This window comes from Cellulomonas sp. URHD0024 (assembly GCF_000426185.1).
Lineage (GTDB): Bacteria > Actinomycetota > Actinomycetes > Actinomycetales > Cellulomonadaceae > Cellulomonas.
In genome coordinates this window covers 1-22,750 of record NZ_AUEW01000004.1, presented here as the reverse complement: position 1 = coordinate 22,750, position 22,750 = coordinate 1, and the positions used below count along the sequence as shown (strand labels likewise).

At 69.8% G+C, this 22,750-nt stretch carries 15 protein-coding genes and 2 rRNA genes; 8 read left to right on the top strand and 9 right to left on the bottom strand.

Features of this window, described 5'->3' with window-relative positions:
* Nucleotides 1-144: 144 nt before the first annotated feature.
* The 4 genes from I847_RS0105200 to I847_RS0105185 are packed head-to-tail and all read right to left on the bottom strand — an operon-like array spanning nucleotide 145 to nucleotide 3,804.
* Nucleotides 145-501 (bottom strand): hypothetical protein, encoded by a 357-nt coding sequence (locus I847_RS0105200; RefSeq protein ID WP_028048846.1) that lies wholly within the window; start codon nucleotides 499-501, stop codon nucleotides 145-147.
* Complete coding sequence (locus tag I847_RS0105195; RefSeq protein WP_028048845.1) at nucleotides 498-1,523, bottom strand: hypothetical protein; 1,026 nt, start codon at nucleotides 1,521-1,523, stop codon at nucleotides 498-500. Before I847_RS0105195 ends, I847_RS0105200 begins: the two co-directional genes overlap by 4 nt.
* Nucleotides 1,520-2,629: a tRNA 2-thiouridine(34) synthase MnmA gene (mnmA, locus tag I847_RS0105190; protein WP_028048844.1), complete on the bottom strand. Its 1,110-nt coding sequence runs from the start codon at nucleotides 2,627-2,629 to the stop codon at nucleotides 1,520-1,522. Before mnmA ends, I847_RS0105195 begins: the two co-directional genes overlap by 4 nt.
* The gene (locus I847_RS0105185; RefSeq protein ID WP_028048843.1) at nucleotides 2,629-3,804 is read right to left on the bottom strand and encodes a cysteine desulfurase family protein; all 1,176 of its coding nucleotides are present in this window, start codon (nucleotides 3,802-3,804) and stop codon (nucleotides 2,629-2,631) included. Before I847_RS0105185 ends, mnmA begins: the two co-directional genes overlap by 1 nt.
* Nucleotides 3,805-3,900: 96 nt before the next feature.
* Here I847_RS0105185 and I847_RS0105180 point away from each other — a divergent pair, with 96 nt between their 5' ends.
* Complete coding sequence (locus I847_RS0105180; RefSeq protein ID WP_028048842.1) at nucleotides 3,901-4,893, top strand: phosphotransferase family protein; 993 nt, start codon at nucleotides 3,901-3,903, stop codon at nucleotides 4,891-4,893.
* A gap of 10 nt (nucleotides 4,894-4,903) precedes the next feature.
* On the opposite strand, the gene I847_RS0105175 is transcribed toward I847_RS0105180, so the two are convergent.
* The 3 genes from I847_RS0105175 to I847_RS0105165 form a co-directional block, all read right to left on the bottom strand.
* Nucleotides 4,904-5,302: a PLD nuclease N-terminal domain-containing protein gene (locus I847_RS0105175; RefSeq protein ID WP_028048841.1), complete on the bottom strand. Its 399-nt coding sequence runs from the start codon at nucleotides 5,300-5,302 to the stop codon at nucleotides 4,904-4,906.
* A gap of 80 nt (nucleotides 5,303-5,382) precedes the next feature.
* The gene (locus tag I847_RS0105170) at nucleotides 5,383-6,363 is read right to left on the bottom strand and encodes an electron transfer flavoprotein subunit alpha/FixB family protein (protein ID WP_028048840.1); all 981 of its coding nucleotides are present in this window, start codon (nucleotides 6,361-6,363) and stop codon (nucleotides 5,383-5,385) included.
* Nucleotides 6,364-6,383: 20 nt separating this feature from the next.
* On the bottom strand, nucleotides 6,384-7,178 hold the full coding sequence (locus I847_RS0105165) for an electron transfer flavoprotein subunit beta/FixA family protein (RefSeq protein WP_028048839.1): 795 nt from the start codon (nucleotides 7,176-7,178) through the stop codon (nucleotides 6,384-6,386).
* Between the two features lie 130 nt (nucleotides 7,179-7,308).
* On the opposite strand from I847_RS0105165, the gene glgX reads away from it, so the two are divergent.
* The 7 genes from glgX (at nucleotide 7,309) to I847_RS22035 (ending at nucleotide 19,180) form a co-directional block, all read left to right on the top strand.
* Entirely contained in the window at nucleotides 7,309-9,528 is a 2,220-nt protein-coding gene (gene glgX, locus I847_RS0105160) for a glycogen debranching protein GlgX (RefSeq protein WP_231384094.1), read from the top strand.
* A gap of 38 nt (nucleotides 9,529-9,566) precedes the next feature.
* Nucleotides 9,567-11,213, top strand: coding sequence for an FAD-binding dehydrogenase (locus tag I847_RS0105155; protein ID WP_028048837.1), 1,647 nt, complete (start codon nucleotides 9,567-9,569; stop codon nucleotides 11,211-11,213).
* A gap of 153 nt (nucleotides 11,214-11,366) precedes the next feature.
* Nucleotides 11,367-13,376: an alpha-1,4-glucan--maltose-1-phosphate maltosyltransferase gene (locus tag I847_RS0105150; RefSeq protein ID WP_028048836.1), complete on the top strand. Its 2,010-nt coding sequence runs from the start codon at nucleotides 11,367-11,369 to the stop codon at nucleotides 13,374-13,376.
* Nucleotides 13,373-15,124, top strand: a complete 1,752-nt coding sequence (gene treS, locus I847_RS0105145; protein ID WP_028048835.1) for a maltose alpha-D-glucosyltransferase — start codon at nucleotides 13,373-13,375, stop codon at nucleotides 15,122-15,124. The genes I847_RS0105150 and treS overlap by 4 nt, the downstream gene beginning before the upstream one ends.
* On the top strand, nucleotides 15,121-16,368 hold the full coding sequence (locus I847_RS27345; protein WP_028048834.1) for an aminoglycoside phosphotransferase: 1,248 nt from the start codon (nucleotides 15,121-15,123) through the stop codon (nucleotides 16,366-16,368). Before treS ends, I847_RS27345 begins: the two co-directional genes overlap by 4 nt.
* Nucleotides 16,369-16,560: 192 nt before the next feature.
* Nucleotides 16,561-18,744 (top strand): 1,4-alpha-glucan branching protein GlgB, encoded by a 2,184-nt coding sequence (gene glgB, locus I847_RS27340; RefSeq protein WP_028048833.1) that lies wholly within the window; start codon nucleotides 16,561-16,563, stop codon nucleotides 18,742-18,744.
* A 13-nt stretch (nucleotides 18,745-18,757) separates the two neighbouring features.
* A complete protein-coding gene (locus tag I847_RS22035) occupies nucleotides 18,758-19,180 on the top strand; it encodes an AAA family ATPase (RefSeq protein ID WP_231384092.1) in 423 nt (140 codons plus the stop codon).
* Between the two features lie 174 nt (nucleotides 19,181-19,354).
* On the opposite strand, the gene rrf is transcribed toward I847_RS22035, so the two are convergent.
* Together rrf and I847_RS0105115 are read right to left on the bottom strand one after the other, a co-directional pair.
* Nucleotides 19,355-19,471: ribosomal RNA gene (rrf, locus tag I847_RS0105120) — 5S ribosomal RNA — on the bottom strand.
* An 82-nt stretch (nucleotides 19,472-19,553) separates the two neighbouring features.
* Nucleotides 19,554-22,662, bottom strand: a 23S ribosomal RNA gene (locus I847_RS0105115).
* Between the last annotated feature and the right edge of the window lie 88 nt (nucleotides 22,663-22,750).

Genomic DNA, 22,750 nt, shown 5'->3' with positions numbered 1-22,750 from the left:
TGCACTGCCGACACGGCGGGCACAGCCGAGCGCGTGAGTCTGCACGGAGCGCACGTCCGACCCGTGCCTGCACATCCCCTCGCTCGCCGCCCGGGCGACAGCGCTCCGTAGCTCCCGAAACAGGCGCAGTCAGGGTCGGTGGGTTCAGACCGAGTCAGCTCTGCGCAGCCGCGGGGCCAGGAGCACCCCGGCGCAGACGGCGATCCCGCCCAGCGCCAGGACCGCCCCCAGGCCGGCTGCCGCGGGCGACGCCGAGGCGACGACGACCGACCTCGGTGCGCCGGCGACATCGAAGGTGCAGATGCTGCGCGGCGGGAACGCCGTGTACCGGACGTGCGACCCCGGAAGGTCCTGCGCGTAGGACTGCAGGCAGGGCGAGTCGCCGGCCTGCGCCGCCTGCAGAGTCCGCGTGCCGATGCCGACGAGCGCGACGGCGAGGATCACCAGACCGACCAGGGCGGCCGCAGAGGCCAGCAGCAGGACCAGGGGCCGACGGATCACGACTCCGCACGCTCCGCGACGAGGCGGGCCGCGCGAACGAGTCCGGCCAGCACGGCCCGGGCGTCGTCGGGCGACCCCACCCCGGTGGCGTCGCCGGCCAGCAGGACGACGTCGCGCAGACGGGAGGACGGCAGCCCGACCGACCGCCAGGGCCGCAGGAGCAGGTCCGCCTGCCCGGCCACATCAGGTCCGGCGCACTGGGAGGACGCCTGCGGGGGCAGCTCCGGCCAGAACGCCAGGCCGCCCTCGACGACCTCCGCGACCCGCTCCCAGGACCGCTCGTCGAGCGCGGTGACGGCCAGCGCGAACCCGTCGGCACCCGCGGCCCGGATCGCCCCCAGGGACGACCACGCGCTGCCCCCGTGCACGATGACGGATTCCGCGCCGGACGCACGCAGACCCGTCGCGACGGCCGAGAGATGCCCGGCCGCGACCGGCCCAGGCACCGACCGCAGGGCCGAGTACCCGGAGAAGGACGGCAGCACCCCGGCCATCACCTGCGCGAGCAGGGGCTCGTGCAGCAGGACGGTGGGCACGGCGCCGGGGACGGCCCGGGCCAGCGAGGCGAGATGCGCGCCGATGCCGTCGGACAGCGAGGCCGCGAGCTCGCGCACGGCGCCGCTGTCCGACAGGACCCGGTCACCGCGGGAGAGGTAGAGCGAGGCCGCGAGCGTCAGAGGGCCGAGGACCGGTACGACGAGCGGCCCGGCGTACCCGTGCGCGGCGACCGCGAGCGCGTCCAGGTCCTCACGGCCGAACGCCTGCGCCCGTGCGAGGTCCCGGCCGGGGCGGTCGGCGAGCTTCCAGCCGTGCGGACCGAGCTCGGTGGGCAGGTCGGCGAGCAGTGCCGACGCCCGTCCGACCAGGTCGCTCCACGGTCCGCGCGCCGCCAGGGACACCGCGAACGGGATCCCGAGCACCTCCGAGGGGGTGTCGAGCAGGTCGCCGACGACGACGCTCTGCGCCTCCAGCGCGTCGCTCCCCGGCCACGGCCCGCTGCCGGTGACGGACGGGCGGCTCACCGGGCAGCGCCGACGGCGCCGAGCGACGACCGCACCGCGGCAGTCACGGTCGCCTGACCGAGCACGCGCGTGCCGTCGTAGAGCACGGCGGACTGACCGGGTGCGACTCCGCGCAGGGCGCCGTCGACAGCGACCGAGACCGACCCGTCGGGCAGGAGGTCGGCCCGCGCGGGCACCGCCGCACCGTGCGCGCGGACCTGCAACGAGCAGTCGAACGAGTCGGCGGGCGGCGCGAACCACACCGCACGGTCCGCCAGCACCACGTCGACGGCCAGGTCCGCCGCCGAGCCGACGACCACGCGGTTGTTCACCGGCTCCACCGACAGCACGTACCGCGGCTTCCCGTCCGGCGCAGGTCGACCGATCGCGAGCCCCCGCCGCTGTCCGACCGTGTACGCGTACGCGCCGTCGTGCGTGCCGAGCACCGCTCCGGACTCGTCGACGATCTCGCCCGGCTGGGAGCCGAGCCGCGACCGCAGGAACCCCTGCGTGTCCCCGTCCGCGACGAAGCAGATGTCGTAGGAGTCGGGCTTGGCCGACACCGACAGCCCACGCGCGGCGGCCTCCCGGCGGGTCTCTTCCTTGGAGACGACGTCGCCGAGCGGGAACAGCGACCGGGCCAGCCGCTCGGGACCCATGACCGCGAGGACGTAGGACTGGTCCTTCGCCGCGTCGGCCGCGCGGAACAGCGACCGCGTGCCGTCGTCGGAAGGGCCGATGCGCGCGTAGTGCCCGGTCGCCACGGCGTCGAACCCGAGCGCCACCGCCTTGTCGAGCAGCGTCGCGAACTTGATGTGCTCGTTGCAGCGCACGCAAGGGTTCGGCGTGCGGCCCGCCTCGTACTCGGCGACGAAGTCCGCGACGACCGTGTCCTCGAACTTCTCCGACAGGTCCCACACGTAGTACGGGATGCCCAGCACGTCCGCGGCCCGCCGGGCGTCACCGGCGTCCTCGATCGAGCAGCAGCCCCGCGAGCCGGTGCGGAACTGGTCCCGGCTGCGGGACAGGGCCATGTGCACGCCGACGACGTCGTGCCCGGCGTCGACAGCTCGGGCCGCAGCGACCGCGGAGTCGACGCCGCCCGAGAGTGCCGCGAGGACGCGCATCAGGACACCACCGCGAGCCCGGCCGCGCGCGCACGCTCGACCACACCGGGCAGCACCGCCAGCAGCGCGGCGACGTCGGAGGGCACGCTCGTGTGCCCGAGGCTGAACCGCAGGGCACCGCGTGCCTCGAGCTCGTCGACGCCCATCGCCAGCAGCACGTGGCTGGGCCGCGGCACACCGGCCTGGCACGCGGACCCGGTGGAGGCCTCGACGCCGGCCGAGTCGAGCAGGTACAGCAGCGAGTCGCCCTCGCAACCCCCGAAGGTGAAGTGGGCGTTCGCGGGCAACCGGCCCGACCGCGGACCGCGCAGCACGGCACCGGGGACCGACGCGAGAACGCCGTCGACCAGCTCGTCGCGCAGCGCACCGACCCGCGAGGCGAAGGCGGCCCGGCCGTCGACCGCCGACGAGACCGCCGTGGCGAACGAGGCCAGCAGCGCGGCGTCCAGCGTCCCGGACCGCACCCCCCGCTCCTGCCCGCCACCGTGCTGGACCGGCGTCAGCTCGAGCCCCCGGCGCGCCAGCAGCGCGCCGGCCCCGCCCGGTCCGCCGACCTTGTGCCCGGTCAGCGTGAGCGCATCCAGCCCGGACGCACCGAAGTCGACCGGCACCTGCCCGACGGCCTGCACCGCGTCGGCGTGCACCGGTACCCCGTACTGGCGCGCGAGGGCGACCACGTCCGACAGCGGCTGCAGTGCCCCGACCTCGTTGTTCGCCCACATGACCGAGATGAGCGCGGTCTCGTCCGCATGCTCGGCGAGCTCCTCGGCCAGAGCGTCGACACGGAGCACCCCGTCCGAGTCCACGGGCAGGAGCACCAGCTCCGCGCTCGCGTGCTCGGCCATCCAGAAGGCGGGATCGAGGACCGCGTGATGCTCGACGGCCGAGACCAGGATCCGGCGTCGTCGCAGGTCGCGAGTTCGCCGGGCCCAGAACAGGCCCTTGACGGCGAGGTTGTCGGCCTCGGTCCCGCCGCCGGTGAACAGCACCTCGCTGGGCCGCGCGCCCAGGGCCGCGGCGAGCTGCTCACGCGACTCCTCGACGACCCGCCGCGCGGCCCGACCCGAGGTGTGCAGCGACGAGGGGTTGCCGGTCCGCGCGAGCTGCTCGACGAGCACCCGCGTGGCCTCCGGGGCCATGGGCGTGGTCGCCGCATGGTCGAGATACACGCTCACACGGCCCAGTCTACGAACGGTTGGCGACGCACCCCGTCCTCCCGGTGCGTGGGATCACCCGCCAGGGTCTCGACATCACCTGGCAGGATGTGCCGCGTGAGTGCCGACGACGTCATCGCCCTCCCGCTTGCCTTCAGCGGCCAGCGGCTGGACTGGCGCGACCTCCCCCGGCACGTCCGGGCTCGGATCGCAGAGCTCGCGGGCTCCCAGGTGACGGCAGAGATCAGCGCGAACAGCGGGTTCAGCCCCGGTTTCGCTGCGGTGCTCGAGCTGGCCGACGGCCGCGGTGTCTTCGTCAAGGCCGTCTCCGGTGAGCAGAACCCGTCCTCCCCGGACCTCGCCCGTGCGGAGATCCGCGTGGCGCGTGCCCTGCCTCCGCAGGTCCCCGCTCCCGCCCTGCTCTGGTCGTCCGACGACGACGACTGGGTGATCCTCGGGTTCGAGGTGATCCACGGCCGGTCCCCCGAGCTGCCGTGGAAGGCCGCCGACCTCGAGGCCGTGGCCGAGGCGCTGGGCGCCCTCGGGAAGGCCGAGCCGCTCCCCGGTCACCAGCTGCCCCGCACCGACGACCTGCTCGCCGACGACTTCACCGGGTGGCGCAAGCTCACCGCGCTGGACGACGAGGTCCAGGAGCGGTACGCCGAGGTCGGTGGCGACCTGGGCCGGTGGGCGTTCGAGAACCGTGGGCAGCTGGTCCGGTGGGAGGACGCTGCTCTGCGGGTGTGCGCGGGCGACTCGCTCGTCCACGGCGACCTGCGTGCCGACAACGTCATCATCGACCCCGACCGCGCACACCGCGTCTGGCTCATCGACTGGCCGCACGCGAGCATCGGCGCCCCGTGGCTCGACCTCGCGTTCATGCTCCCCAGCGTCGCCCTGCAGGGCGGCGGCGATGCGGCGACCAACTTCCGGAGCAAGTCCCTGTCCGAGGGCGTCCACGACGACGACCTGCGTGCTGGGCTCGCCGGGCTCGCCGGCTACCTCGCGTGGAGCTCGCGCCTACCGCCCCCGCTGGGCATCCCGAACCTGCGCCGTTTCCAGGCCGCGCAGGCGATGGCGGTGCTGCGCTGGTTGCGCGACCTGTCCTGAGCGACCCTGCTCAGCGGTCCTCGGGCTCCTCGGTCTGCTTCAGCTTCGCCTCGCGCTCGCGCAGCTGCTGCTCCCACTCGGAGAGCATCTGCGCGTGCTTCTCGTCCGAGGCACGCATGCCCGCCAGGAACCCGGGGTCGTCGTCGGGAGATCCGGTGCGCGGCCGCTCGTGCTCCGGAAAGCCGGCCGTCCGGGTGGACGGCCACGGCACGGCCCGCCCGCGCGACGAACCCTCCGGTCGCCCCGCGACGAGCCACGCGATGCCCCCGACGATCGGCACGAAGATGATCAGCAGGACCCAGAACGTCTTGGACAGGTTGCGCACCAGGACGGAGTCGGTCTGGATGCAGTCGATGAGGCAGTAGACGAACAGCGCGAGCTCGACGATGGGCAAGAGAAGGCGCAGCATGTGGTCCCCCTGGTGGTGATTCCGTCGCGCGAACCGTAGCGGAGCAGGGGGTTCACCGTCAGGCAGTTCGCCGGATCGGGCTAGCCCTTGAGGCGGCGGAGCTCCGCGACGGCCTGCGGGAGGACCGTGAACAGGTCGCCGACGACGCCGAAGTCGGCGATCTCGAAGATGGGTGCGTCGGGGTCGGAGTTGATCGCGACGATCGTGCCGGAGGCCTGCATCCCGCCGCGGTGGTGGACCGCGCCGGAGACGCCGACGCCCACGTAGAGCTTCGGGGCGATCGTCACGCCGGTCTGCCCGATCTGCGCGTCGTGCCCGATCCAGCCCTCGTCGGTGGCCACGCGCGTGGCACCGACGGCACCGCCGATCACGTCGGCGAGCTCCTCGACGAGCGAGAAGTCGCCCTCCGTGCCTCGGCCACCGGCCACGACGACGCTCGCGCTGCCGAGGTCCGGTCGACCGCTCTCGGGCCGCACGGTCCGCTCCACGAGCGTGACCCGGCGCGCCTTGTCGCTCACGGCGACCGCGTGCTCGGAGACGACCGGCGCCGCCGCCGCCACGCTCGAGACGACCACGCTGTTCGGCTTCACGGTGACGATCGCCAGCGGCGCGGTGATCGCGCACGAGGTGTTCCAGGTGCCGGCGAAGACGGTCTTGGCGGCGACGAACCGGCCGTCCACCAGCGAGAGTGCGTCGGCGTCCGTGATGACGCCGGCGCCGGTGGTGACCGCGAGGCGTGCCGCCGCCTCCGAGTTCTCGAACGACGACTCGAGCAGCAGCAGGCCGGCGCCGGTCGCGTCGAGCAGGGAGGCGAGCGCCTCGGCCAGCACGGCGGAGAGGTGCAGGTCGGCATCGGCGGACAGGCGGTGGACGTGCGTGGCCCCGAGCGACGCGACCTCCTCGAGCACCGAGGCCGACGGCTCGACGCCGTCGAGGGCCCAGGCGGCGTGCACGGCTTCGGCGCCGGCGAGCGAACGGGCCAGCGTCAGCAGCTCACGGACGGGCGCGCGCAGGGCGCCGGCCTCGGTGTGGTCGAGCAGGACGAGCACAGATGCAGTCACGTCGGGAGTCTTCTTCCGGGTCAGACGAGCTGGTTGTCGACGAGGTACGCAGCGAGCCGGACGCCGGCGTCGCCGGTGTCGTTGATCAGCACGCGGTTCTCCCGAGGAGGCCGAGCGGCGGCCTCGAGCACCTCCGTGCGGGCGCCGAGCGCGCCGACGTGCGAGGCGTCCAGGTCGAGGTCGGCCAGCGTCAAGGTCGTGATCGGGATCTTGCGGGCCGCCATGATGCCCTTGAAGCCCGGGTAGCGCGGCTCGTTCGCCTGGTCGGTGACGGAGACGAGCGCGGGCAGCGAGGCCGAGAGCACCTCGGTCGCATGGTCCAGGTTGCGCCGGACCTGCACGGTGCGCGTCGTGTCGTCGACGGTCAGCTCGGCGGCGAGCGGCAGGGCGGGCAGGTCGAGCAGCTCGGCGATCGCCGTCGGCAGCAGCGACGTCAGCCCGTCGAGGCCGGCCATTCCGGTCACGACGAGGTCGACCGGCTCCTGGGCGTCCAGGTGCCGGATCGCGGCGGCGAGGACCCGCGCCGTGCCGATCGCGTCGGAACCGCCGATCGCGTCGTCGAGCACGTGCACGGCCTCCTGCGCGCCGAGCTGCAGACCGCGACGCACGGCGTCCGCTGCATCGTCGGGACCCGCGGTCAGCGCCACGACCGAACCGCCGGACGCCTCGACGAGCGCGATGGCCGCCTCGAGCGCGTTCTCGTCGAGCTCGTTGATGGTGCCGTCACCCCCGTCGCGCACCACGCGGTGGTCGGGGCCGATCGCCCGGTCCGACTGGATGTCCGGGACATGCTTCACACAGACGACGATCCTCACCCGCGGAAGATTACCCGCCGCAGCGGCCCGCACGGACGCGGGTGTCGCCAGCCGGAAGGGCGGCACGCGTGTCGCCTGCCGGAAACACGCCGTTCGCACAGCAGCGCCGACGGTCCCGCACAATGTCGAGGTGACCTCGACCTCCCCACGCCGGCGCCCGCTGTCTGGGCGCCGCCCACCACGTCTCGGCGTGCACGTGACCGACGACGGCGTGGACGTGGCCGTCTACGCCGCCCATGCCACCGCCGTGGACCTGTGCCTGTTCGACGGCCGCAACGAGCGCCGCGTCCGGCTCGACGGTCCGGTGCACGGCGTGTTCACCGGCAGCGTGCCGGGTGTGACCGACGGGCAGCGGTACGGGTTCCGTGCGCACGGCCCGTGGGAGCCGGCCGCGGGCCACCGGTACAACCCTGCGAAGCTGCTGGTCGACCCGTACGCCCGCGGTCTCGTGGGCGAGCTCGGGTACGGCCCGGAGACGTACGGCCACGTGGTCGGTCGCGATCTCGTGGGCGACCCGTACGGTCCGGCGAGCACGGTCGACTCCGCGCGCTACGTCCCGCGCTCGGTCGTCGTCGACACCGACAACCTGACCAGCCCCGACCCGACGACCAACCGGCCGTGGGTGCCGTGGTCGCGGTCGGTGATCTACGAGGCCCACGTCCGCGGGCTGACCCTGCTCAACGACAAGCTGCCCGCGGAGGTGCGCGGGACGTACGCGGGTCTCGCGCACCCTGCGGTGGTCGACCACCTGCTCGGTCTGGGAGTCACCGCGATCGAGCTCCTCCCGGTGCACGCGTTCGCCTCGGAACCGCACCTGATCGAGAAGGGCCTGACCAACTACTGGGGCTACAGCACGCTCGGGTTCTTCGCGCCGCACGCGGCGTATGCCACGGCTGCCGCCCGTGAGGCGGGCCCGGCTGCGGTCCTCGACGAGCTGCGGACCGCCGTGCACTCGCTGCACGCTGCGGGCCTCGAGGTGCTGCTCGACGTCGTCTACAACCACACGTGCGAGGGCGGCCTGCCGGGTCAGCACATCTCCTGGCGCGGGTTGGACAACGCCGCGTACTACCGGCACAACGGAGACGCACCGGCCGCGCTCGACGACGTGACCGGTACCGGCAACACGCTCGACTTCCGCCGTCCCGAGGTGGTGCGGATGACTCTCGACTCGTTGCGCTACTGGGCGGACGTCGTGGGCGTCGACGGCTTCCGGTTCGACCTGGCGGTCACCTTGGGACGGGACGCCTCCGGCTTCTCCCCCGACCACCCCGCGCTCGTCGGGATGGCGAACGAGCCGAGCCTGCACGGTCTCAAGCTCATCGCCGAGCCCTGGGACGTCGGTCCCGGCGGCTGGCGCACCGGCCAGTTCCCGGAGCCGTTCGGCGAGTGGAACGACCGGTTCCGCAACGCGGTCCGCTCGTTCTGGCTGGCCGACCCCGCCCGCGCCGCGCACGGCCTGCCCGGCCACCGCGTGCGCGACCTGGCGACGCGTCTGTCCGGCTCGGTCGACCTGTTCGGGCACAGCGACCCGCCCCTGGTTCGCGGGCCGATCGCGTCGGTCAACTACGTCACCGCGCACGACGGCTTCACCATGGCCGACCTGGTCGCGTACGACCACAAGCACAATGCGGCGAACGGCGAGCAGAACCGCGACGGGTCCGACGACAACCGCTCGTGGAACCACGGCATCGAGGGGCCGGTGACCTGGCAGTCCCCCGCCGTCGACCTCGTCCCGCTGCGCCGTCGGTCGATCCGCAACCTGTTCGCGACGCTGGTGCTCGCCGCCGGCGTGCCCATGATCACGGCGGGTGACGAGATGGGGCGGTCGCAGAAGGGCAACAACAACGCCTACTGCCAGGACTCCGAGATCTCGTGGATGCGCTGGGACCTGAGTGCGTGGCGCAAGGACCTGCTCGCGACGTCCCGCTGGCTGCTCGCCCTGCGCCGCGACCACCCGGCGCTGCGGACCGAGAGCTTCTACACGGGCCGGCCGGTCGACAGGGACCGACGCCCGGACCTCGCCTGGTACGACGCCCTCGGCGTCCCGTTCGACCACGACCGCTGGCACGACCCGTCGGTGCGCACGCTCCAGATGGTGCGCACCGCGGCGAAGGAGACGGGCTCCACCTCCTCGAAGGACGCCGTCCTGCTGGTGATCAACGGTTCGCTCGACGCCGTGGACATCGTGCTGGCCGACGATCACGGCGGCACGTGGCGGCTCGCGTGGGACTCGGTCTGGGAGCACCCGAACGAAGCGTCCGCGGTCGCGATCGAGGGCGGCCTGCACACAGCGCCCGGCGAGGGGTTCGTGATCGAGCCGATGAGCATGCGGGTGTACGTCCTCGTCTGAGCTGCTGGACGTCCGTCCAAGAGGCGTACCGTACGAAGATGACCAACACCGTCGTTGTCGTCGGAGCGGGCCTGGCCGGGCTCGTCGCCACCGCCGAGCTGCTCGCGGCCGGGCAGCACGTCACGCTCCTGGACGCCGAGAACGCGGCGAGCCTGGGCGGTCAGGCGTTCTGGTCGTTCGGGGGCCTCTTCCTCGTCGACTCCCCGGAGCAGCGGCGCCTGGGCGTCAAGGACTCCGCCGAGCTCGCGCTGGCCGACTGGCTGGGCTCGGCGCAGTTCGGCGACCACGATCGCTGGGGGCGCGCGTGGGCCGACGGGTTCGTGTCGTTCGCCGCCGGTGAGATGCGCCCGTGGCTCGCGGGCCAGGGCGTGAAGTGGTTCCCGCTCGTGCAGTGGGCCGAGCGCGGCGGGTACGAAGCCGGCGGGCACGGCAACTCGGTCCCCCGGTTCCACGTCACCTGGGGCACCGGGCCGGGGATCCTCGAACCGTTCGTGCGCGCCCTGCTCGAGGGTCGTCGCGCGGGACTGGTCGACGTCCGCTTCCGGCACCGCGTCACGTCGCTCCTGACGACGGACGGCGTCGTGACCGGCGTGGCCGGTGACGTGCTGGCGTCCGACGGCGTGGACCGCGCCGTGCCCAGCAGCCGGACGACTGTGCGGCCCTTCACCCTGGACGCGACCGCCGTGGTCGTCGCGACCGGTGGCATCGGCGCGAACCACGAGCTCGTCCGGGCGACGTGGCCGACCGCCGCGGGCACCCTCCCGGCCCGGATGCTCTCCGGCGTGCCCGACCACGTGGACGGCTCGGGCATCGAGGCCGCCCGTGCCTCCGGGGCGGCCGTCGTGCACGAGGACCGCATGTGGCACTACCCCGAGGGAATCACCAACCACTCCCCGGTGTGGAGCGAGCACGGCATCCGCATCCTCGCCGGCCCGAGCAGCCTCTGGCTCGACGCCGACGGCAATCGGCTCCCCGCACCGCTCTTCCCCGGCTTCGACTCCCTCGGTGCGCTCCAGCACATCACCGAGCGTGGCGACGACCACTCGTGGTTCGTGCTCGACAAGACGATCCTCGGCGCGGAGTTCGCCCTGTCCGGCTCGGAACAGAACCCCGACCTCACCGGCAAGGACCTGCGCCTGCTGCTCGAACGCGTCAAGCCCGGAGCGGTCGGACCGGTCGAGGCGTTCGCGCAGAAGTCCGACGAGTTCCTCTGGGCGGACTCGCCCGCCGAGCTGGCCGCGAAGATGAACGCGCTGTCGGGCACGGCAAGGATCGACGCCTCCGAGCTCCAGCGGACCATCGAGGCGCGCGACCAGCAGGTGGCCACCGGCCTGGGCAAGGACCCCCAGGTCGTCGCGACCGCCATGGCCCGCCGGTTCGTCGTCGACAGGCTCATCCGCGTGGCCAAGCCGCACGCGCTGCTCGATCCCGCGCACGGCCCGCTGCTCGCGGTGCGCCTGTCCGTGCTCACCCGCAAGACCCTCGGCGGCCTGCACACCGACCTGGAAGGCCGCGCCCTTCGACCCGACGGGCAGGTACTGCCCGGGCTGTGGGCGGTAGGCGAGGCGGCAGGCTTCGGCGGCGGTGGTGTGCACGGTCACCGGGCGCTCGAGGGCACGTTCCTGGGCGGCTGCCTCTTCACCGGCCGAACGACGGGCCGAGCCCTGGCCGCCACCCTCCGCTGACCCCCTCACTCACAGATTCAGAGGATCCGCCGACGAATAGTGCGCGGATCCTCTGAATCTCCGCTTGCGGCGGATTCCTTGCGTGCCACGGCACCCATCCCACATTGCGCCTCCGGATGCCTGCCACCAGCACCTACGGCTAGGTTCGGGAATGTGACGACTACCCCCGGCCCGGTAAGCAGCACCGTCGGGCGCATCCCCGTCGTGGAGGTCTCCCCCGTCGCCGAGGCTGGGCGGTTCCCGGCCAAGGCTGTCGTCGGCGAGGCCGTCCCTATCCGGGCGACCGTGTTCCGCGAAGGGCATGATGCGGTCGGTGCGACGGCGGTGCTCACCGACCCGTCCGGCGTCGACCGCGCGAGCGCCCGGATGGTGGACATCGCACCTGGTCTCGACCGGTTCGAGGCACGCGTCGTCCCGACGAGCACCGGCCGCTGGACATTCCGCGTCGAGGGCTGGTCGGACCCTTACGGCACGTGGTCCCACGACGCGTCGATCAAGGTCGAGGCGGGTGTCGACGTCGAGCTCATGCTCGCCGAGGGGGCGCTGCTCCTCGAGAAGGCGAGCAGGCGCAAGGGCACCAAGGGCATCCAGGCCGTTCTCCTGGACGCGATCGTCGGCCTGCGCGACCACACCCGGCCGCCGGCCGACCGGCTGGCCGCTGGCTTGTCCCCGGCCGTGCGGGCCGCACTCGCCGAGCACCCGATCCGGGAGTCGGTGACCGCGTCGCCGTCGTACCCGCTCGTCGTCGACCGGCCGCTCGCGCTGGCGGGTTCCTGGTACGAGCTCTTCCCGCGCTCTGCGGGCGCGACCTACGACTACGAGACGGGCACCTGGACGTCCGGCACCCTGCGCACCGCCGCGCTCGACCTGCCGCGGATCGCCGGGATGGGGTTCGACGTGGTCTACCTGACGCCCGTGCACCCCATCGGGACCACGTTCCGCAAGGGGCGCAACAACTCGCTCGACGCCGAGCCCGGTGACCCCGGCTCGCCGTACGCGATCGGGTCGAAGGACGGCGGCCACGACGCGATCGAGCCGTCGCTGGGCACGTTCGACGACTTCGACGCGTTCGTCGCCGATGCCCGGGCGCTCGGCATGGAGGTCGCCCTCGACGTCGCGCTGCAGTGCTCGCCGGACCACCCCTGGGTCACCACGCACCCCGAGTGGTTCACCACGCGGGCGGACGGCACCATCGCGTACGCCGAGAACCCGCCGAAGAAGTACCAGGACATCTACCCGCTGAACTTCGACAACGACCCCGAGGGCATCTACCGCGAGATCCGCCGGGTCCTGCAGGTGTGGATCGACCACGGCGTGACGCTGTTCCGCGTCGACAACCCGCACACCAAGCCCCTGGACTTCTGGGAGCGGATCCTGGCCTCGGTCCGGACGGACCACCCCGAGGTCATCTTCCTGTCCGAGGCGTTCACGCGACCGGCCATGATGCTCACGCTCGCCAAGATCGGGTTCCACCAGTCGTACACCTACTTCACGTGGCGCAACACGAAGCCCGAGCTGACCGAGTACCTCGCCGAGGTCTCGGGCGAGCAGGGTTCGTGGCTGCGGCCGAGCTTCTGGCCCACCACGCACGACATCCTGCCGCCGTACCTGCAGGCCACAGGCGTGCGAGGCTTCGCGGTGCGTGCTGTGCTCGCGGCGCTCGGGGCACCGACGTGGGGCATCTACTCGGGCTACGAGCTCGTCGAGAACGTCCCCCGGCCCGGCGTCGAGGAGCAGATCGACAACGAGAAGTACGAGTTCAAGCCGCGCGTCTGGGGCGTCGCGGACAAGATCGGCATCAACCTGCTCCTCGGGCGCCTCAACGAGATCCGGCGCAACCACCCGGCGCTGCGACAGCTGCGGAACCTGCACATCCACCCGACCTCCGACGACGCGCTCGTGGCGTTCTCGAGGCACCTGTCCGCCGAGCACTCCGCGACCGGACGGGCCGACACGATCCTCGTGATCGTGAACCTCGACACCGCCAACGCTCGGGAGGGGTGGGTCGAGCTCGACCTCGGCGCGCTCGGCCTCGAGCACGGGAGGCCGGTCGTCGCGCACGACGTCCTGTCCGACGACGCCTACGAGTGGTCGTCGCCCGCGTTCATCCGTCTGGACCCGGTGGTACGCGCCGCCCACGTGATCCGCCTGGTCACGCCGTGACCACCGTCGGCAGGCACCCGCGCGAGCCTGCGCCCACGACAGCCCAGCTCTCGCTGCCGAGCCGACGCCAGCCACCGGTGCCCTCGACCGATGCGCCGGGGCTCGTCGACGATCCGGAGTGGTACCGGACCGCGGTGTTCTACGAGGTCATGCTCCGCACGTTCGCCGACTCCTCCGGCCAGGGCAGCGGGGACCTGCGCGGGCTGATCGACCGGCTCGACTACCTGCAGTGGCTCGGCATCGACTGCCTGTGGCTCCCACCGTTCTACCCGAGCCCCCTGCGCGACGGCGGCTACGACGTGGCGGACTACACGGCGATCGCCGCCCAGTACGGCACCATGGCGGACTTCACGGAGCTGATCGAGCAGGCGCACGCCCGCGGGATGCGCATCGTGGTGGACCTCGTGATGAACCACACCAGCGACCAGCACCCGTGGTTCCAGGCGTCCCGCTCCGACCCCGAGGGGCCCTACGGCGACTTCTACGTCTGGTCGGAGGACAACACCCGCTACCAGGACGCCCGGATCATCTTCGTCGACACCGAGACGTCGAACTGGACCTTCGACCCCGTTCGTCGGCAGTACTTCTGGCACCGGTTCTTCAGCCACCAGCCGGACCTGAACTTCGACAACCCGCGAGTCGTCGAGGCCATGCTCGACGTGGGCCGGTTCTGGCTCGGGATCGGGGTCGACGGGTTTCGGCTGGACGCGGTGCCGTACCTCTTCGAGGCCGAGGGCACCAACTGCGAGAACCTGCCCGAGACGCACGCCTTCCTGCGCACGGTCCGCACGATGATCGACACCGAGTTCCCGGGCCGGATCATGCTGGCCGAGGCGAACCAGTGGCCCGAGGACGTCGTCCACTACTTCGGCACCGAGGCCGAGCCCGAGTGCCACATGTGCTTCCACTTCCCGGTGATGCCGCGCATCTACTACGGCATCCGGGACCAGCGGGCCACGCAGATCATCGAGATCCTGGCCGACACCCCGCCGATCCCGAAGAACGGTGCGCAGTGGAGCACGTTCCTGCGCAACCACGACGAGCTGACGCTCGAGATGGTCTCCACCGAGGAGCGCGCGTCGATGTACGGCTGGTACGCGCCGGACTCCCGGATGCGAGCCAACGTGGGTATCCGACGACGGCTCGCCCCCCTGCTGGACAACTCGCGCAAGGAGATCGAGCTCGCGCACGCGCTGCTGCTGTCGCTGCCGGGGAGCCCGTGCCTGTACTACGGCGACGAGATCGGCATGGGCGACAACATCTGGCTGCCCGACCGCGACTCGGTGCGCACCCCGATGCAGTGGACGCCCGACCGCAACGCGGGCTTCAGCACGGCCGATCCGGGCAAGCTCTACCTCCCGCTCGTCCAGTCGCTGGTGCACCACTACAGCCACACCAACGTCGAGGCGCAGCTGGCCCAGCCGACGTCGCTGCTGCACTGGGTCCGCGGCATGCTGAGCGTGCGACGCCAGCACCCGGCGCTCGGTGCCGGCGAGTTCGAGGTGCTGACCAGCGACAACGAGTCGGTGCTGGCGTTCTGCCGGCACACCCCGACCGAGACCCTGCTGGTCGTCGCGAACATGGCCGCGACGGCGCGCGCGGCCACGATCCAGCTGCCTCGTCACCACGGGTGGGCCATGCACGACGTGTTCGGCGGCGCCGACTTCCCGGCCGTTCGCCCGGACGGCACCTGCAGCTTCACCCTCGGCTCGCGGGACTTCTACTGGCTGGAGCTGACCGCGCCATGACCCTCGTCGCCCGCAGCGACCCCGACGACGCCCGCCTCCTCGAGGTGGTGCGGGGGTGGCTGCCGGGCCGGCGGTGGTACCCGGCCAAAGGCGTGGCTGCGGACCTCACCGTGGTCGGCGGGATCGACCTGGGCGACGACGTCCGCATCCTGCTGGTCCGCGTGCTCGCGGGGTCGATCGACGTGGTCCTGCAGGTGCCGCTGGTCTTCTCGTCCACCGGTGACGTCGTCGGATCGCTCGACGGGCGACCCGTGTCCGACGGAGCCGCGCACCCTGCGTTCCTGCGCGCGTGGCTCGCCGCCGCCGACGGGCCGGGCGGCGCGTTCGACGTCTCGACGGCTCGGATGATCAGCGGCGAGCAGTCCAACACCTCGGTGATCCTGGGGCCGGGGGCCGACGAGCGCAGCAGCGGGATCCTCAAGGTGCTGCGCGCCGTGGCGCCCGGGGAGAACCCGGACGTCGACGTTCCGCGCCATCTCGTCGCCACCGGATGGAAGAACGTCCCGGCTCCGCTCGCCTGGCTGCAGGCGACCTGGCCGGGTGCCGACGAGCCGGGCTACCTCGGTGTCCTGGCCGCCTTCGTCGACGACGCCGAGGACGGGTTCGAGCTCGCGTGCTCGGTCGCGCGTCGAGGCGACTCCTTCGTCGGCCCCGCGACGGACCTGGGCGCCGTGACCCACGGGATGCACGGCAGTCTCGTCGAGGCGTACGGCGTCGCACCGTCGACGACCGAGGAGGTGGCGCGTGCCGTCGAGAGCCGGTTCTCCTGGTCGCTGTCCGCGGTACCGGCCCTCGCGCGGTTCGCCGACGGGGTCGCAGGGGTCGTCGCCGAGGTCCGCTCCCTGCCGTCCGCGCCACCCCGCCAACGCGTGCACGGGGACCTGCACCTCGGCCAGGTGCTCCGCTCGCACGGCACCTGGTTCATCACCGACTTCGAAGGGGAGCCCCTGGCCCCGCTGTCCGAGAGGACCCGACCCGATCTCGCCGTCCGCGACGTCGCCGGACTGCTGCGCTCGATCGACTACGCGGCGGCGGTCGGTGGGCTCACCGGGCCGGCTGCGCAGACCTGGACCGCCCAGGCACGGGATGCTCTGCTCGCCGGCTACGGGCTCGACGAGGACGCGACGCTGGTGCGGGCGCTCGAGCTCGACAAGACCCTGTACGAGGCGGTCTACGAGTCCCGCAACCGCCCCGACTGGCTGCCGATCCCGATCGCCGGGCTGGAGCGCCTGACCGCCGAGTGACGTTCCTCCCCACCGAGCCGCGCACACCGCTCGGCGGCGGCGACGCAGGCCCTGCGACCGTCCTGCGCGCTCGGTAGCGGCCCCGACGGAGCGCTGCCGTGCCTCGATCGTGAGCCCGCCCACCGTCCGGGTGTCGCAGGTCACTCATGCGACAGACCTGCGCAAACGCCCCACGGGTGGTTGGGTAGGGGGATGAGCCCGGCTGCACCGTCCCCGGTCCCTGTCGACACAGACGTGCTGCGCAGCGTCGCCTACGGCGTGTCCTACGCGCCGCATGACGTCCTGGGTCCGCACGCCGGCGGCAGTGGCATCACCATCCGCACCCTGCGGCCGCTCGCGGACGCCGTCGTGGTGGTCACCGCAACCGGTCGGATCCCCGCCCGGCACGAGTACGAGGGCATCTGGGTGGCGGTCCTCCCCGTCGCTGAGGTGCCGGACTACCGCCTCGAGGTCACGTACAACGCCCTGACCACGATCGCCGACGACCCCTACCGCTTCCTGCCCACCGTGAAGGAGCTCGACCGGCACCTGGTCCGCGAGGGCCGCCACGAGACGCTGTGGACCGTTCTCGGCGCCAACGTGCACACCTACCCGGGCGAGCTCGGCGAGGTCAGCGGCACGTCGTTCGCCGTCTGGGCGCCCAACGCACGAGCCGTCCGGGTCGTCGGGGACTTCAACTACTGGCAGGGCGCCTCGCACGCCATGCGCTCGCTGGGCGACAGCGGCGTGTGGGAGATCTTCGCCCCGGGCGTCCGCGCGGGCGCCCGCTACAAGTTCGAGATCCTCGGTCAGGACGGGTCGTGGCGGCAGAAGGCCGATCCCATGGCCCGCGGGACCGAGGTGCCGCCCGCCACCGCCTCGGTCGTCGTCGAGGAGAGCTTCGTCTGGGGCGACGAGGACTGGATCACGTCGCGGACCACCCGTGACCCGCACACCGCGCCGATCAGCGTCTACGAGGTCCACCTCGGCTCGTGGCGCGTCGGCCTGTCCTACCGTGACCTGGCCCACCAGCTGACCGAGCACGTGCTCTCACTCGGCTTCACCCACGTCGAGCTCCTGCCCGTCGCCGAGCACCCGTTCGGTGGCTCGTGGGGCTACCAGGTCTCCTCCTACTACGCACCGACGTCGCGGTTCGGGCACCCCGACGACTTCCGCTACCTCGTCGACACCCTGCACCGCGCCGGCATCGGCGTCATCGTCGACTGGGTGCCCGCGCACTTCCCCAAGGACGAGTGGTCGCTGGCCCAGTTCGACGGCTCCTCGCTGTACGAGCACCCCGACCCCCTCCTCGGCGAACACCCCGACTGGGGCACCTACGTCTTCAACTTCGGCCGCGCGGAGGTCCGCAACTTCCTCGTCGCCAACGCGACCTTCTGGCTCGAGGAGTTCCACGTCGACGGGCTGCGGGTCGACGCCGTCGCCTCCATGCTCTACCTCGACTACTCCCGCAAGGCCGGACAGTGGCGGCCCAACCAGTACGGCGGCCGCGAGAACCTGGACGCCATCTCGTTCCTGCAGGAGGCCAACGCCACCGCGTACCGGCGCACCCCGGGCATCATGATGATCGCCGAGGAGTCCACCGCCTGGCCCGGCGTCACCGCCCCCACGGACGGCAACGGCCTCGGCTTCGGACTGAAGTGGAACATGGGCTGGATGAACGACACTCTCCGCTACATGACGGAGCAGCCGATCCACCGCCGTTACCACCACAACGAGATCACCTTCTCGATGGTCTACGCCTACTCCGAGCGCTTCGTGCTCCCGATCAGCCACGACGAGGTCGTCCACGGCAAGGGGTCGCTCTACGAGCGGATGCCCGGCGACCACTGGCAGAAGCTCGCCGGCGTCCGACTCCTCCTGGGCTACCAGTGGACCCATCCCGGAAAGCAGCTGCTCTTCATGGGAAGCGAGTTCGCCCAGCAGACCGAGTGGGCCGAGTCCCGCTCCCTGGACTGGCACGCCCTGGACGACCCGGCGCACCAAGGCGTCATGCGATCCGTGACGGACCTCAACCGCATCTATCGCGACACACCGGCCCTCTGGCAGCTCGACCACAGCCCCGACGGCTTCGAGTGGATCGACTCCGACGACGCCTTCCGCAACACGCTCGCCTACCTGCGCAAGGGTGTCGGCGTCCCGCCGGTCGCGGTCGTCGTCAACTTCGCCGGCGTCCCGCACGAGGAGTACCGGCTCGCCTTGCCGAAGAGCGGGATCTGGCGCGAGATCTACAACTCCGACTCGGTCGACTACGGCGGTTCGGGCGTGGGCAACCTCGGCGAGCTCCACGCCGAGGACATCGAGCACTACGGCCGCCCAGCCTCCGCCTCGATCCGCGTCCCTCCGCTGGGCGTCGTCGTCTTCGAAGCGACCGCCTGACGGCAACCCGGACATGCCCAGGATCCTCGTCACGGGCATGTCCGGGGCCGGCAAGACCACGCTGCTCGACGCCCTGGACCAACGAGGCCGACTCACCGTCGACACCGACCGTGACGGCTGGGTGCTCGCCGACGGCAGGTGGGACGAGCAACGCATGGCCGCGCTTCTCGACGAGAACCCCGACATCATCGTCGCGGGCACCGTCGAGAACCAGGGCCGGTTCTACCCCCTGTTCGACCACGTAGTCCTGCTCAGCGCCCCGGTGGACGTCCTCCTCGAGCGAGTGACCGCCCGGACCAACAACCCCTACGGCAGCACCGTTGCCGACCGGACGGAGATCAGGCATACACGGCGACCGTCGAACCGCTCCTCCGGAGCGGAGCCACGCTCGAGCTCGACGGCCGGCAACCCGTCGAGACCCTCGCCGACCGCGTAGAGGCGCTTCTCCGATCCACCTGAGCGGAGATACCGGCGAGTCGCCGAAGCCCCGGTCGCGTTGCCAGCAACTGACCGCTCAACGGCCCGACGACCGCTGAGCCCAGACCAACGTCGAAACAGCTCGAGACAACGAAAAAGAGCCACCCCGAAGGGTGGCTCTTTCTCGAATGATGTCCGGCGGCGTCCTACTCTCCCACACCCTGGCGAGTGCAGTACCATCGGCGCTGAAGGGCTTAGCTTCCGGGTTCGGAATGGGACCGGGCGTTTCCCCTTCGCTATGACCGCCGTAACGTTGTCGAGTTGTCAAACGGGTTCCCGTTCGTCTCTCGGGAACCGCACAGTGGACGCGTAGCACATTGACTTGAATGAATGTGATGAAGTTGTCGGCTTATTAGTACCGGTCAGCTGCGAGGGTCTTTCGTCCCCTCTTCCACATCCGGCCTATCTACCCAGTGGTCTAGCTGGGAGCCTCTCGGGGATCAAGTCCCCATGGAAACCTCATCTTGAAGCAGGCTTCCCGCTTAGATGCTTTCAGCGGTTATCCCTTCCGAACGTAGCCAACCAGCCGTGCTCCTGGCGGAACAACTGGCACACCAGAGGTTCGTCCGTCCCGGTCCTCTCGTACTAGGGACAGCCCTTCTCAAGTTTCCTGCGCGCGCAGCGGATAGGGACCGAACTGTCTCACGACGTTCTAAACCCAGCTCGCGTACCGCTTTAATGGGCGAACAGCCCAACCCTTGGGACCTACTCCAGCCCCAGGATGCGACGAGCCGACATCGAGGTGCCAAACCATGCCGTCGATATGGACTCTTGGGCAAGATCAGCCTGTTATCCCCGGGGTACCTTTTATCCGTTGAGCGACGGCGCTTCCACAAGCCACCGCCGGATCACTAGTTCCGACTTTCGTCCCTGCTCGACCTGTCAGTCTCACAGTCAAGCTCCCTTGTGCACTTGCACTCGCCACCTGATTGCCAACCAGGCTGAGGGAACCTTTGAGCGCCTCCGTTACATTTTAGGAGGCAACCGCCCCAGTTAAACTACCCACCAGGCACTGTCCCTAGTCCGGATCACGGACCGAGGTTAGATATCCAGAGCGACCAGAGTGGTATTTCAACGTTGACTCCACCGACACTGGCGTGCCGGCTTCACAGTCTCCCACCTATCCTACACAAGCCGCACCGAACACCAATACCAAGCTATAGTAAAGGTCCCGGGGTCTTTCCGTCCTGCTGCGCGTAACGAGCATCTTTACTCGTAGTGCAATTTCGCCGAGTTCGCGGTTGAGACAGCGGAGAAGTCGTTACGCCATTCGTGCAGGTCGGAACTTACCCGACAAGGAATTTCGCTACCTTAGGATGGTTATAGTTACCACCGCCGTTTACTGGGGCTTAAATTCTGAGCTTCGCCTTGCGGCTGACCCGTCCTCTTAACCTTCCAGCACCGGGCAGGCGTCAGTCCGTATACATCGTCTTGCGACTTCGCACGGACCTGTGTTTTTAGTAAACAGTCGCTTCTCCCTGGTCTCTGCGGCCCTTCACGCTCCCCGAGCAAGTCGGTTCACGCTTCAGGCCCCCCTTCTCCCGAAGTTACGGGGGCATTTTGCCGAGTTCCTTAACCACGATTCTCTCGATCGCCTTGGTATTCTCTACCTGACCACCTGAGTCGGTTTGGGGTACGGGCGGCTAGAACCTCGCGTCGAGGCTTTTCTTGGCAGCATAGGATCACCGAATTCCCGCATTCGCGGTCACTGTCAGCTCTCAGGCTATATGAGGTGCGGATTTGCCTACACCTCGCCCTACGACCTTAGACGTGGACTACCATCGCCACGCTCGGCTACCTTCCTGCGTCACCCCTGTTAATACGCTTACCTACTACCGGTTCGGGTCACGCGCTCCATCAACCGGTGTCCCCGAAGGGACGATGGCTGATCTCGGGCGTTTAGCATCACCGGGCTCGGTATGGGCGGTTCTTCGCCGGTACGGGAATATCAACCCGTTGTCCATCGACTACGCCTGTCGGCCTCGCCTTAGGTCCCGACTTACCCAGGGCGGATTAGCCTGGCCCTGGAACCCTTGGTCATTCGGCGGACGGGTTTCTCACCCGTCATTCGCTACTCATGCCTGCATTCTCACTCGTGTAGGCTCCACCGCTGGGTTCCCCCGCGACTTCACTGCCCACACGACGCTCCCCTACCCATCCACACGCCTGAACCACGAAGGCTTAGCGCTTGTGTGAATGCCACAGCTTCGGCGGTATACTTGAGCCCCGCTACATTGTCGGCGCGGAATCACTTGACCAGTGAGCTATTACGCACTCTTTCAAGGGTGGCTGCTTCTAAGCCAACCTCCTGGTTGTCTGTGCAACTCCACATCCTTTCCCACTTAGCATACGCTTAGGGGCCTTAGCTGGTGGTCTGGGCTGTTTCCCTCTCGACTACGGAGCTTATCCCCCGCAGTCTCACTGCCACGCTCTGGCTTACCGGCATTCGGAGTTTGGCTAACGTCAGTAACCTGGTGGGGCCCATCGGCTATCCAGTAGCTCTACCTCCGGCAAGAAACACGTGACGCTGCACCTAAATGCATTTCGGGGAGAACCAGCTATCACGGAGTTTGATTGGCCTTTCACCCCTAACCACAGGTCATCCCCCAGGTTTTCAACCCTGGTGGGTTCGGTCCTCCACGCGGTCTTACCCGCGCTTCAACCTGCCCATGGCTAGATCACTCCGCTTCGGGTCTAGAGCACGCGACTGAATCGCCCTATTCGGACTCGCTTTCGCTACGGCTTCCCCACACGGGTTAACCTCGCCACGTACCACTAACTCGCAGGCTCATTCTTCAAAAGGCACGCTGTCACCCCTGCTAGGGAGGCTCCAACGGATTGTAGGCACACGGTTTCAGGTACTATTTCACTCCCCTCCCGGGGTACTTTTCACCTTTCCCTCACGGTACTTGTCCGCTATCGGTCACTAGGTAGTATTTAGGCTTACACAGTGGTCTGTGCAGATTCACTCCAGGTTTCTCGGGCCCGGAGCTACTTGGGATCCCCTTCGGGAGGCCACGCCATTTCGTCTACGGGGGTCACACCCTCTGTGCCGGGCCTTTCAATGCCCTTCGACTATGACGCGACTTTCTGACTCCCTGTCGGATCGGCAGATCCAACGGAAAGGTCCCACAACCCCGTGCACGCAACGCCTGCCGGCTTGAACACGTACACGGTTTGGCCTGATCCGCTTTCGCTCGCCACTACTCACGGAATATCTCTTCCTGGCGGTACTGAGATGTTTCACTTCCCGCCGTTCCCTCCACACACCCTATATATTCAGGTGCGGGTCACACGACATGACTCGTGCGGGGTTTCCCCATTCGGACATCCTCGGATCACGGTTCGTTTGCCAACTCCCCGAGGCTTATCGCAGGCTACAACGTCCTTCTTCGGCTCCTAGTGCCAAGGCATCCACCCTGTGCCCTTATAAACTTGACCACAAAGATCATTCAAAAAGATGCTCGCGTCCACTGTGCAGTTCTCAAGCTACGACCGGCTCCGGCACCCTCACCCCAGCGCCTACCCA

Bases quoted from the DNA above. Each gene is read 5' to 3' on its own strand.
- I847_RS27345 (WP_028048834.1), top strand. From the start codon at position 15,121: ATGACCCTCGTCGCCCGCAGCGACCCCGACGACGCCCGCCTCCTCGAG.
- I847_RS0105155 (WP_028048837.1), top strand. From the start codon at position 9,567: ATGACCAACACCGTCGTTGTCGTCGGAGCGGGCCTGGCCGGGCTCGTC.
- I847_RS0105175 (WP_028048841.1), bottom strand. From the start codon at position 5,302: ATGCTGCGCCTTCTCTTGCCCATCGTCGAGCTCGCGCTGTTCGTCTAC.
- mnmA (WP_028048844.1), bottom strand. From the start codon at position 2,629: ATGCGCGTCCTCGCGGCACTCTCGGGCGGCGTCGACTCCGCGGTCGCT.
- I847_RS22035 (WP_231384092.1), top strand. From the start codon at position 18,758: ATGCCCAGGATCCTCGTCACGGGCATGTCCGGGGCCGGCAAGACCACG.
- glgB (WP_028048833.1), top strand. From the start codon at position 16,561: ATGAGCCCGGCTGCACCGTCCCCGGTCCCTGTCGACACAGACGTGCTG.